Below are 11,993 nucleotides of genomic sequence, written 5' to 3' on the forward strand. Positions count from 1 at the left end.
ACCGGGGGCTTTTCATTGCACTGGGTGTGCCATCCAGCGGGCAGAACTACCTCATCAGGCCGCGACCGTCGCGGCCACGTCCTGGTAGTCCTGGATCTGATCGAAGTTCATGTAGCGATAGATCTGTTCGCCACTTGTCTTGATCACGCCCACGTCGGCCATGTACTCGTCCTTGGTCGGGATCCGGCCCAGGCGCGAGCAGATCGCCGCCAGTTCCGCCGAACCCAGGTACACGTTGGTGTTGCGGCCCAGGCGGTTGGGGAAGTTGCGGGTGGAGGTCGAGAACACCGTGGCGCCCTCGCGCGCCTGCGCCTGGTTGCCCATGCACAGCGAGCAGCCCGGCATTTCCATGCGCGCGCCGGCGGCGCCGAAGGTGCCGTAGTGGCCTTCCTTGGTCAGCTCCGAGGCGTCCATCTTGGTCGGCGGCGCGACCCACAGGCGGGTCGGGATGTCGCGCTTGCCTTCCAGCAGCTTGGCCGCGGCGCGGAAGTGGCCGATGTTGGTCATGCACGAACCGATGAACACTTCGTCGATCGCCGCACCGGCGACGTCGGACAGGGTCTTCACGTCGTCCGGGTCGTTCGGGCAGGCCACGATCGGCTCGTGGATGTCGGCCAGGTCGATCTCGATCACCGCCGCGTACTCGGCGTCGGCATCGGGCTCGAGCAGTTGCGGGTCGGCCAGCCACTCCTCCATCTTCTTGATCCGCCGCGCCAGCGAACGCGCGTCGGCATAGCCTTCGGCGATCATCCACTTCAGCAGGGTGATGTTGCTGGTCAGGTACTCGACGATCGGTTCCTTGTTCAGGCGCACCGTGCAGCCGGCGGCCGAGCGCTCGGCGGAGGCATCGGACAGTTCGAACGCCTGCTCCACCTTCAGCTCCGGCAGGCCTTCGATCTCCAGGATGCGGCCGGAGAAGATGTTCTTCTTGCCCTGCTTGGCCACGGTCAGCAGGCCCTGCTTGATCGCGTACAGCGGGATCGCGTTGACCAGATCGCGCAGGGTCACGCCCGGCTGCATCTGCCCCTTGAAGCGCACCAGCACGCTCTCGGGCATGTCCAGCGGCATGACGCCGGTGGCGGCGGCGAAGGCCACTAGGCCGGAACCGGCCGGGAACGAGATGCCGATCGGGAAGCGGGTGTGCGAGTCGCCGCCGGTGCCGACGGTGTCGGGCAGCAGCATGCGGTTGAGCCAGCTGTGGATCACGCCATCGCCCGGACGCAGCGACACGCCGCCGCGGGTGGAGATGAACTCCGGCAGGGTGTGGTGGGTCTTGACGTCCACCGGCTTCGGGTACGCCGCGGTGTGGCAGAACGACTGCATCACCAGGTCGGCGGAGAAGCCCAGGCAGGCCAGATCCTTCAGCTCGTCGCGGGTCATCGGGCCGGTGGTGTCCTGCGAACCCACCGAGGTCATCTTCGGTTCGCAGTAGGTGCCCGGGCGCATGCCCTGGCCTTCCGGCAGCCCACAGGCGCGGCCGACCATCTTCTGCGCCAGCGAGAAGCCCTTGCCGGTGTCCGGCGGGTCCATCGGCAGGCGGAACAGGGTCGAGGCCGGCAGGCCCAGGAACTCGCGCGCCTTGGCGGTGAGGCCGCGGCCGACGATCAGCGGGATACGGCCGCCGGCACGCACTTCGTCGAACAGCACGTCCGACTTCATCGCGAACTCGGCGATCACCTGCCCGTTCTTCAGCGCCTTGCCTTCGTACGGACGCAGTTCGACCACGTCGCCGTGCTCCATCTGCGACACGTCCAGCTCGATCGGCAGCGCGCCGGCGTCTTCCATGGTGTTGTAGAAGATCGGCGCGATCTTCGAACCCAGGCACACGCCGCCGAAACGCTTGTTGGGGATGTACGGAATGTCCTCGCCGGTCCACCACAGCACCGAGTTGGTCGCCGACTTGCGCGAGGAACCGGTGCCGACCACGTCGCCGACGTAGGCGACCAGGTGGCCCTTGGCCTTGAGGTCGGCGATGGCCTGGATCGGGCCGCGCTTGCCGTCCTCTTCCGGCTCGAACGGGGCGCCGTCGCGCTTGTTCTTCAGCATCGCCAGCGCGTGCAGCGGGATGTCCGGGCGGGTGGTGGCGTCCGGCGCCGGCGACAGGTCGTCGGTGTTGGTCTCGCCCGGCACCTTGAACACGGTGATGGTCAGGCTCTGCGGCACTTCCGGCTTGCTGGTGAACCACTCGGCCTCGGCCCAGCTCTGCAGCACCGCCTTGGCGTGCGCATTGCCGGCCTCGGCCTTTTCCTGCACGTCGTGGAAGGCGTCGAAGATCAACAGCGTGTGCTTGAGGCCCTCGGCGGCGACGGCGCCCAGCTCGGCGTTGTCCAGCAGCTCGACCAGCGGATGGATGTTGTAGCCGCCGAGCATGGTGCCCAGCAGCTCGGTGGCGCGGGTGGGCGAGATCAGCGGGGTGGTCTCGCTGCCGAAGGCGACCGCGGCCAGGTACGAGGCCTTGACCTTGGCGGCGTCGTCGACGCCGGCCGGCACGCGCTGGCTCAGCAGCTCGACCAGGAACTGCTCCTCGCCGGCCGGCGGGTTCTTCAGCAGTTCGATGACCTGCGCGGTCTGCTGCGCGCTCAGCGGCAGCGGCGGGATTCCGAGCGCGGCGCGCTCTGCAACGTGGTGGCGATAGGCTTCCAACATGCGGGTTCTCCGGAAAAATACGGTGGGGATGTGCGGCAGCGGCGGCGCGGCGTCAGCCGGCAGGCTTGGGGACGATGATCTTCAGGCCTTTGAAGTAATCGCGGAAAAAACGGTCGTCGTGGGTGATCAGGCCATCGCATTGCAGCAGCGCATGCGCACCGATCAGGAAATCGGCCACCACCCGCTCGCGCTTGCCGCCACGGGCGCGGAAGCGGCGCTGCATCTCGCCGGCGCGCAAGGCCGACTTGGCCTCCAGCGCGCTGAAGCGGATGCTCATGTCCTCCAGCACCGACAAGGCCTCGGCGCCGTCGCGCAGCGCGCTGCAGACTTCGGCCAGGACGATGTCGCAGACCACCACCGGGCCGGTGCTCAGGCACTGGCGCAGGCAGGCTTCGGTGGCATCGGCCTGCGGGCCGTCGGCCAGCAGGTCCACCAGCACGGACGAGTCGATGGCGATCATGCGCCGGCGTCGGGCTCGGGTTCGAACGGATCGCCCGGGGCACGGCCGCGGATCGCGCGCATCGCCTCGTCGGTGCTGGCGAAGCCGTCGAGCTTGAAGCGGCCGCGGGCGCGCGAGATGGCATCGTCCACGCTCTTGCGCAGGATGATCCGGCCGCCGTCCAGTTCCACCTTCAGGATGGTGCCCTTGCTCAGGCCCAGCGCGTCGCGCACGGCCTTCGGCAGGGTGATCTGACCGCGTTCGGCGACAGTGGCTTCCATGGGACGGGCTCCACAAGGTATGTACGAATTTTACATACTTGAAGCGTCATACTCAAGCCCGCATACAGCGTCGGTCACACCTGCCATACACACTGAATCGGTCAGAATGACCGCAGTCCCTACAGCCGCGACGCCATAGGAGTTCCGTGATGAGCGATTCCTTTTCCACCCGCGCCTCGCTCGAGGTCAACGGCCAACGCTACGCCTACTACAGCCTGCCCAAGCTCGCCGAGCGCTTCGATATCGCCCGCCTGCCCTACTCGCTGAAGATCCTGCTGGAAAACCTGTTGCGCCACGAAGACGGCGGCGTGACCGTGGGCAAGGACCACATCGAGGCGGTGGCCAAGTGGGATCCCAAGGCCGAACCCGACACCGAGATCGCCTTCATGCCGGCGCGCGTGGTGCTGCAGGACTTCACCGGCGTGCCCTGCGTGGTCGACCTGGCGGCGATGCGCGGTGCGGTGGTCAAGCTCGGCGGACGCCCGGAGCAGATCAACCCGCTGATCCCCTCGGAACTGGTGATCGACCATTCGGTGCAGGTGGACGTGTTCGGCAAGCCCGACGCGCTGGACCTCAACGGCAAGATCGAATTCCAGCGCAACAAGGAACGCTACGGCTTCCTGCGCTGGGGCCAGAAGGCCTTCGACAACTTCAAGGTGGTGCCGCCGAACACCGGCATCGTGCACCAGGTCAACCTGGAGCACCTGGCGCGGGTGGTGATGACCGGCGAACGCGACGGCGAGGCGCTGGCCTATCCAGACACCGTGTTCGGCACCGACAGCCACACCACCATGATCAACGGCATCGGCGTGCTCGGTTGGGGCGTGGGCGGCATCGAGGCCGAAGCGGCGATGCTCGGCCAGCCTTCGTCGATGCTGATCCCGCAGGTGGTGGGCTTCAAGCTCACCGGCAAGCTGCCCGAAGGCGCCACCGCCACCGACCTGGTGCTGACGGTGACGCAGATGCTGCGCAAGCACGGCGTGGTCGGCAAGTTCGTCGAGTTCTTCGGCGACGGCCTGCAGCACCTGCCGCTGGCCGACCGCGCCACCATCGGCAACATGGCGCCCGAGTACGGCGCCACCTGCGGCATCTTCCCGATCGACGCCGAATCGCTGACCTATCTGCGCCTGTCCGGGCGCAGCGAGGAGCAGATCGCGCTGGTCGAGGCCTACGCCAAGGCGCAGGGCCTGTGGCACGACGCCGACAGCGCGCATGCCGAGTACAGCGCCGTCCTGGAACTGGACATGGGCGACGTCAAGCCGTCGCTGGCCGGCCCCAAGCGCCCGCAGGACCGCGTGCTGCTGGAAGACATGCAGCGCAACTACCGCGACAGCCTGGTGCCGTTCGCCGACGCGCGCGCCAAGCGCCGCAGCGATGCCGTGCAGGAAGACCGGCTCAAGAACGAAGGCGGCGGCGGCACGGCGGTCGGCGCCCAGGCGGCGCATGCGCAGGACGCCGAGGCCAGCGGCGCCGGCTGGCAACTGCGCGACGGCGCGGTGGTGATCGCGGCGATCACCTCCTGCACCAACACCTCCAACCCGGCGGTGATGCTCGGCGCCGGCCTGCTCGCGCGCAATGCCGTGGCCAAGGGCCTGAAGGCGCAGCCGTGGGTCAAGACCTCGCTCGGGCCGGGCTCGCTGGTGGTCACCGACTACCTGAAGAAGGCCGGGGTCATGCGCGACCTGGAACAGCTCGGCTTCTACGTGGTCGGCTACGGCTGCACCACCTGCATCGGCAACTCCGGCCCGCTGCCCGAGGACGTCTCCGCGGCGATCGCCAAGGACGACCTGGTGGTGGCCTCGGTGCTGTCGGGTAACCGCAACTTCGAAGGCCGCGTGCATCCGGAAGTGAAGATGAACTACCTGGCCTCGCCGCCGCTGGTGGTCGCCTATGCCATCGCCGGCACCACCGACATCGACCTGACGCGCGACCCGCTGGGTACCGGCAGCGACGGCCAGCCGGTGTACCTGCGCGACATCTGGCCGAGCAACAAGGAGATCGGCGACACCATCGCCGCCACGGTCGGCCCGGAGATGTTCAAGCAGAACTACGCCGACGTGTTCAAGGGCGACAGCCGCTGGAACACCATCGCTTCGCCCGATGGCGAGCTATACGAGTGGGACGGCGCCTCCACCTACATCAAGAACCCGCCCTACTTCGACGGCATGACCATGCAGGTCGGTCGCATCGAGGACGTGCATGGCGCGCGCGTGCTGGGCCTGTTCGGCGATTCGATCACCACCGACCACATCTCCCCGGCCGGCAACATCAAGAAGGACTCGCCGGCGGGCCGCTTCCTGCAGGAGCGCGGCGTGCAGCCGGCCGACTTCAACAGCTACGGCAGCCGCCGCGGCAACGACGACGTCATGGTCCGCGGCACCTTCGCCAACATCCGCATCAAGAACCTGATGTTCGGCGGCGAGGAAGGCGGCAACACCCTGTACCACCCGCCCGGTGGCGGCCAGCCGGAAAAGCTGGCGATCTACGACGCGGCGATGAAGTACAAGGCCGACGGCGTGCCGCTGGTGGTGATCGGCGGCAAGGAGTACGGCACCGGCTCCTCGCGCGACTGGGCAGCCAAGGGCACCAATCTGCTCGGGGTCAAGGCGGTGATCGCCGAGAGCTTCGAACGCATCCACCGCTCCAACCTGGTCGGCATGGGCGTGCTGCCGCTGCAGTTCCTCGACGGCCAGAACGCGCAGAGCCTGGGCCTGGACGGCTCGGAAGTCTTCGAGATCACCGGCTTGCAGGATGGCGCCAGCAAGCGCGCCAAGGTCGTCGCGACCAAGGCCGACGGCAGTGCGCAGTCCTTCGAGGTGGCAGTCATGCTGCTGACCCCGAAGGAAGTGGAGTACTTCCGCCACGGCGGCCTGCTGCAGTACGTACTGCGGCAGTTGGCTGCGCGCTGATCGACCCGGCGGTTTCCAACAGCGGAAACCCGGCCCCCGCGCCAGCGCGGGGGCGCTGCGCCGGCACGCGAACCAATGGTTCGCAAGCGTGCCGGCTCGCCCACCACGGCGGCCTGCTGCAGTACGTACTGCGGCAGTTGGCCGCGCGCTGACCGACCCGGCGGCTTCCAACAGCGGAAGCCCGGCCCCCGCGCCAGCGCGGGGGCGCTGCGCCAGCGCGCTAACCAGTGGTTCGCGTGCCGGCTCGCACCCCAACCGTTTTTGATGTTCGGCCGCGAAGTCCGCTGTTGCTGTTGCTGTTGATGTTGCATTTGCTCCTGCTCTTCCGGGTTCCCTTCCGAAGCGGCGGCCGTCCCGGGGAAATACCCGAAGGGCGGCGCACATGGATGTGCGCCGTCCGCGGCAGGGGCAGGATGCCCCTTCCGCGGATCCCCGGGATGGACGCGGACCCGGAGCGCGCAGCGCGGAGGGCGCGTAGGCAGGGTGTGCTTTCTTTTGGTTACCTTTTCTTTGCACAAGCAAAGAAAAGTAACTCGCCCGCAAGGGCGAAAGCCTTTGCCTGACATTGTCCGGCAAGCGCACCAAAGCGCCAGCACTCGCCGCAGCATTTCAAGCGCTCAGCGTACAGCGCACAACACCAAGAAAATCAACGACTCCCCGCAACAACCACCCTACCCCTGTTCGCCTTTTCCCTACGGAACGGTATGCTGCCGTTGCCGGTTCTAGCGGATACTGTCCGTACAGAGCCCAACAATACGTTTCCTGGAGGGGGAATATGAGTCTGGATCGTCCGTGGTTGCAGAGTTATCCGGCCGGCGTTGGCGCCGACATCAACGTCGACGAGTACCGCTCCGTCGCCGCGGTATTCGAAAGCTCCGTGGCCAAGTTCGGAGACCGCCCCGCCTACTGCAACTTCGGCAAGACCCTGACCTACCGCGAGGCCGGCGAACTGGCCCGGCAATTCGCCGGCTACCTGCTGGGCGAACTGCAGCTCAAGAAAGGCGACCGCGTCGCCCTGATGATGCCCAACTGCCTGCAGTACCCCATCGCCACCTTCGGCGTGCTGCTGGCCGGCATGACCGTGGTCAACGTCAATCCGCTGTACACCCCGCGCGAACTGCGCCACCAACTGATCGACTCCGGCGCCAGCGCCCTGGTGGTGATCGACAACTTCGGTACCACCGTGCAGGAAGTGCTCGCCGATACCCCCGTCAAACAGGTCATCACCACCGGCCTGGGCGACATGCTGGGCTTCCCCAAGGGCCCGCTGGTCAACTTCGTGCTGAAGTACGTCAAGAAGCTGGTGCCGGACTACGACATCCCCAACGCGATCCGCTTCCGCGACGCGCTGACCCTGGGCCGCCTGCACACGCTGCCTCAGATCGACATCGAACCGGACGACATCGCCTTCCTGCAGTACACCGGCGGCACCACCGGCGTGGCCAAGGGCGCGATGCTGACCCACCGCAACCTGGTCGCCAACATGCTGCAGGCCGGCGCCTGGATCTCGGCGACCGGCAAGCTGGAGGAAGGCAAGGAAGTCATCATCACCGCGCTGCCGCTGTACCACATCTTCGCGCTGACCGCGAACGGGCTGGTCTTCATGAAGCTCGGCGGGCTCAACCACCTGATCAGCAATCCGCGCGACATGCCGGGCTTCGTCAAGGAGCTGCAGAAGACCCGCTTCACCGCCTTCACCGGCGTCAACACCCTGTTCAACGGCCTGCTCAACACCCCCGGCTTCGACAAGGTGGATTTCTCCTCGCTGAAGTTCACCCTCGGCGGCGGCATGGCGGTGCAACGCGCGGTGGCCGAGCGCTGGAAGCAGGTCACCGGGGTCACTCTGGTCGAAGCCTACGGCCTCACCGAGACCTCGCCGGCGGCCTGCATCAACCCGCTGACCCTGACCGAATACAACGGCGCGATCGGCCTGCCGATCCCGTCCACCGACGCCTGCGTCAAGGACGACCAGGGCCAGGTCCTCGCCCATGGCGAGGTCGGCGAGCTGTGCATCCGCGGGCCGCAAGTGATGAAGGGCTACTGGCGCCGGCCGGAGGAAACCGCCAGCGCCATCGATGCCGACGGCTGGCTGCACACCGGCGACATGGCACGGATGGATCCGCAGGGCTTCTTCTATATCGTCGACCGCAAGAAGGACATGATCCTGGTGTCCGGCTTCAACGTGTATCCGAACGAGGTCGAGGACGTCATCGCGATGATGCCCGGCGTGCTGGAAGTGGCCGCGGTCGGTGTGCCGGACGAAAAATCCGGCGAGGCGGTCAAGGTGGTGATCGTGAAGAAGGACCCCAACCTGACCGCCGACGAGGTGAAGGCGCACGCCCGCGCCAACCTCACCGGCTACAAGCATCCGCGCATCGTCGAGTTCCGCAAGGAGTTGCCCAAGACCAACGTCGGCAAGATCCTGCGGCGCGAACTGCGCGACGCGCCGCCGCAATAAGCAGGTCCGACGGGCGCCCCCGCGGCGCCCCTGCAGGCGCTGGCGGGGCGAGTTCCGGCCGCGGCACCCGGGTGTAGCATCCGCCGGGTGGAAACGCACTCGCCCGCTGCGCCACGCCATCTCCGCGGGCGTCTTTCCGAGAGCCCGCCATGAGCACGATCGACACGCTGCCCCGTACCCGCGCCTACTCCAGCATCCGCATCGATGCGGACGGCGACGACGATAGCCATTGGCTGTACATGCATGCAGGCAGCGCCGCGAAGCAGCGGCCCTGCTTCCATCCCACCTTGATGCGCGAGATGCACAGCTACCTCGCCTCGATCAGCCAGCCTGGCAGCCTGGCGTCGGCGAGATTGGGCAGTCTGGTGCTGGCGTCCGATGGCAGCGCGTTCAACCTTGGCGGGGATCTGGAACTGTTCGGCCATTACATCCGCCGCCGCGATCGCGCCGGCCTGATGGCCTACGCGACAAGCTGCATCGATGGCGTACATCGTTTTCACGAAGGGCTCGGCGGCAATTTCCGCACCATCGCCCTGTTGCAGGGTGATGCCCTCGGCGGTGGACTGGAAATGGCGTTGTCGTGCCATGTGATCGTGGCCGAAGAGGATGTCGGCATGGGTCTGCCGGAAATCATGTTCGGCCTGTTTCCGGGTATGGGTGCGTATTCGTTTCTCAGTCGCCGCATCGCGCCGCATGCCGCGGAGAAGCTCATCCTGGGAGGCCATGTCTTCAGCAGCCAGGAGATGCATGCCATGGGCATCGTCGACGTGCTTGTCCCCAAGGGCCAGGGCAAGGACGCGGTGCACGATCTGATCCAGCAACAGCGGCGCGCGCCCCTGGCGCATCTGGCAATGAATGCAATGCGCAACGTGGTGCAGCCGGTGCGCCGCGAAGAACTGCTGGCGGTGACGGAGATCTGGGTGGATGCGGCGCTGGCCCTTGGCGAAAAGTCGCTACGGATCATGGATCGGCTGGTACGCGCCCAGGTCCGGCGCGCCCAAGCCGGCGTGGTCGCCGCCTGAGCACGGCATGCTGCCGGCAATGAGGGATGACCCGGCTCAGCGCCGGGCCTTCCTCAGCGCAGTTCGCCGTCCTGTACGGCGCTCTGCCGGGCGCGCAGTTCCAGGGCTTCGCGGCCTTCGGTCAGGCTGGCGTTGAGCGCCATCAAGCGCGGGCGCCACTCGCTGCGCACCTGCCATTCCGGCATCTGCATCAGTTCCCCACCGAGACTGGCGAGCCGGATCAGTCCGAGATTGCTGGCAACACCCTTGATCGCATGCGCATGTTCGCGCAGGCGATCCCAATGCTCGGCCTCACCGGCGATCTGCATGCCGCCAAGGCAGCCCTCGGCATCGTTGAGGCATTGCGAGATGAATTCGCGCTCGAAGCCGTCGCCCATGCCAAGCCCGGCGAGTTCGTCCAGGACCGACGAATCCAGAACGCCCTCGCTCGACACCGCGCTCTGCCGCACCGTGCTCGTCTCGCTGCCGACGCGCAAGCGCCCCTCCATCGCGATGTCGGAGAGCGTGTCCAGCAGGCGATTGGCCACCACCGGCTTGGCCAGAAACGTCCGGGCACCGGCTTGCTCGCAGCGCTGGATCGACTCGGGAGTGACGTCGGCGCTGAGCACTACGACGGGGGTGCGCGGCCCGCCGGCCTGCATCACCCGCAATTGCCGCAACATGTCCAGCCCGCTCATGCCGGGCATGTGCAGGTCGACGATCACCGCATCGAATTCGCTTTCTGCCAATGCATCCAGCACCGCCTCGGCGCCGTCCACGCAAATGGCACGATGGCCGGCCTTCTGCAGCATGCGCTGCAGCACCATGCGATTGGCGGCGTGGTCGTCGGCGACCAGGATACGCATGCCTCGCACCCGCGCGCGGTGGCGCAGGAACGGATCGGAGAACGCGATGACGTTGCCGCTGGTATCGATCTCCTCGGCGACCGCCGACACGCTGGCCGCCGGCGCCCCGAGGTCCGTCGACGCCGGTACCGCCGCGGCCACGAACGGCAGTTCGAACCAAAAATGGCTGCCGTGCGGTGCGTTCTCCTGATAGCCGATACTGCCCCCCATCGCTTCGACCAGGCCCTTGGCGATCGTGGTGCCCAGGCCGCTGCCTTCGTAGCGGCGCGCGAGGCCGACGTCGGCCTGTTCGAATGCCTCGAACAGGCGCGGCCGCATCTCCGGCGTCACCCCGATCCCGGTATCGACGATGTCGAAACTCAGGCGTTTCGGCTGTCCCTGCTCGTTCTTGTGCAGGCGAACCCGGATATCGACCCGGCCGGTCTCGGTGAACTTGATCGCGTTGCCGGCCAGGTTCAGCAGCACCTGGCGCAGATGGCCCGGATCGCCGGAAAGATAGTCCGGCACGTCCGGCGCGACATCCACCTGGTAGGCCAGGCGCTTGGCCCGTGCCTGCGGCTGCAGGATCAGGCTGATCCCTTCCAGGGTTTCGCGCAGCGAGAAATCGCGCTTGTCGAGCCGGAGCTTGCCGGCCTCAATCGCGGAGATATCCAGCACTTCCTCGACCAGCGACAGCAGGCTACGCGCGGAAGCCTGGATGGTATTGACGCACTCGCGCTGCTCGGCGTCCAGTCGCGTGGTCGCCAGCACCTCGGTCATGCCCGACAGACCATTCAACGGAGTGCGGAACTCATGGCTCATGTTGGCCAGGAAGCGACTCTTGGCCTCGCTGGCGCGGCGCGCCTCGGCGGTGGTGCTGGTCAATTGTCGCAACAGCCCGGACAGGTATAGCGGAATGGCGGCGAGACCGACCAGCAAGCCGATACCCAGGCCGCGATTGGCGATCCAGTAGTCACTGGTCATCAGCGTGATGCTGAAACTGGCCACTGCCATGGCCACGGCCAGGTACAGATAACGGTTCCCGTAGCGCAGCCCGTTGCCGATGGTGACCCACATGATGACCACGTAGATGCAGGCCATCGGTTCGCCGATCGCACTCATCGCCATCGACATGAGTCCGTAGTCGGCGACCATGCCGATGATCCGGCGCACGTCAGAGCGCTGCGGCCGGGCCAGGATCCAGCTCATCAAGGCCAGAGCCACGGCCTGCGAGATCAGGGTCAGGCCGATGACATAGGCGCGCTGCCGCGGGGCGATGTCCCAACCGTGCGAGAACGACAGTTCGTACGCCAGGATCAGCGCGACCATGCAGATACGGACGAACGCCTGGCCGTGCTCGGTATCCTTGCGCTCCGCGAACCGTTGCCGCACCCACGTGATCGCCGAGGTCATG

Annotated in this window: 7 protein-coding genes; 3 read left to right on the forward strand and 4 right to left on the reverse strand. The window is 66.8% G+C overall.

Translation table 11 applies throughout. The features are described 5' to 3' along the window. Positions 1-54: 54 nt before the first annotated feature. Genes acnB through SLW56_RS10625 form a run of 3 tightly spaced genes read right to left on the reverse strand, consistent with a single transcriptional unit; the run spans position 55 to position 3,366 of the window. The gene (acnB, locus tag SLW56_RS10615) at positions 55-2,646 is read right to left on the reverse strand and encodes a bifunctional aconitate hydratase 2/2-methylisocitrate dehydratase (protein ID WP_152180622.1); all 2,592 of its coding nucleotides are present in this window, start codon (positions 2,644-2,646) and stop codon (positions 55-57) included. Between the two features lie 52 nt (positions 2,647-2,698). After that, entirely contained in the window at positions 2,699-3,106 is a 408-nt protein-coding gene (locus SLW56_RS10620) for a type II toxin-antitoxin system VapC family toxin (protein WP_017908728.1), read from the reverse strand. Beyond that, positions 3,103-3,366, reverse strand: a complete 264-nt coding sequence (locus tag SLW56_RS10625) for an AbrB/MazE/SpoVT family DNA-binding domain-containing protein (RefSeq protein WP_010343322.1) — start codon at positions 3,364-3,366, stop codon at positions 3,103-3,105. Before SLW56_RS10625 ends, SLW56_RS10620 begins: the two co-directional genes overlap by 4 nt. 149 nt (positions 3,367-3,515) lie before the next feature. Here SLW56_RS10625 and acnA point away from each other — a divergent pair, with 149 nt between their 5' ends. The 3 genes from acnA to SLW56_RS10640 all read left to right on the forward strand — a co-directional run bounded on the left by acnA (position 3,516) and on the right by SLW56_RS10640 (position 9,755). Beyond that, positions 3,516-6,275: an aconitate hydratase AcnA gene (gene acnA, locus SLW56_RS10630; protein ID WP_320694812.1), complete on the forward strand. Its 2,760-nt coding sequence runs from the start codon at positions 3,516-3,518 to the stop codon at positions 6,273-6,275. A gap of 775 nt (positions 6,276-7,050) precedes the next feature. Beyond that, entirely contained in the window at positions 7,051-8,733 is a 1,683-nt protein-coding gene (locus tag SLW56_RS10635) for a long-chain fatty acid--CoA ligase (protein WP_152235688.1), read from the forward strand. A gap of 149 nt (positions 8,734-8,882) precedes the next feature. Further along, the gene (locus tag SLW56_RS10640; RefSeq protein ID WP_267084377.1) at positions 8,883-9,755 is read left to right on the forward strand and encodes a crotonase/enoyl-CoA hydratase family protein; all 873 of its coding nucleotides are present in this window, start codon (positions 8,883-8,885) and stop codon (positions 9,753-9,755) included. 53 nt (positions 9,756-9,808) lie between these two features. Here the strand turns inward: SLW56_RS10640 and SLW56_RS10645 are convergent, their stop codons facing one another. Next, entirely contained in the window at positions 9,809-11,992 is a 2,184-nt protein-coding gene (locus SLW56_RS10645; protein WP_267099501.1) for an ATP-binding protein, read from the reverse strand. Position 11,993: the final 1 nt, after the last annotated feature.

Origin of the sequence: Xanthomonas sp. LF07-6, from assembly GCF_034105445.1 — a bacterium.
Classification (GTDB): domain Bacteria; phylum Pseudomonadota; class Gammaproteobacteria; order Xanthomonadales; family Xanthomonadaceae; genus Xanthomonas_A; species Xanthomonas_A sontii.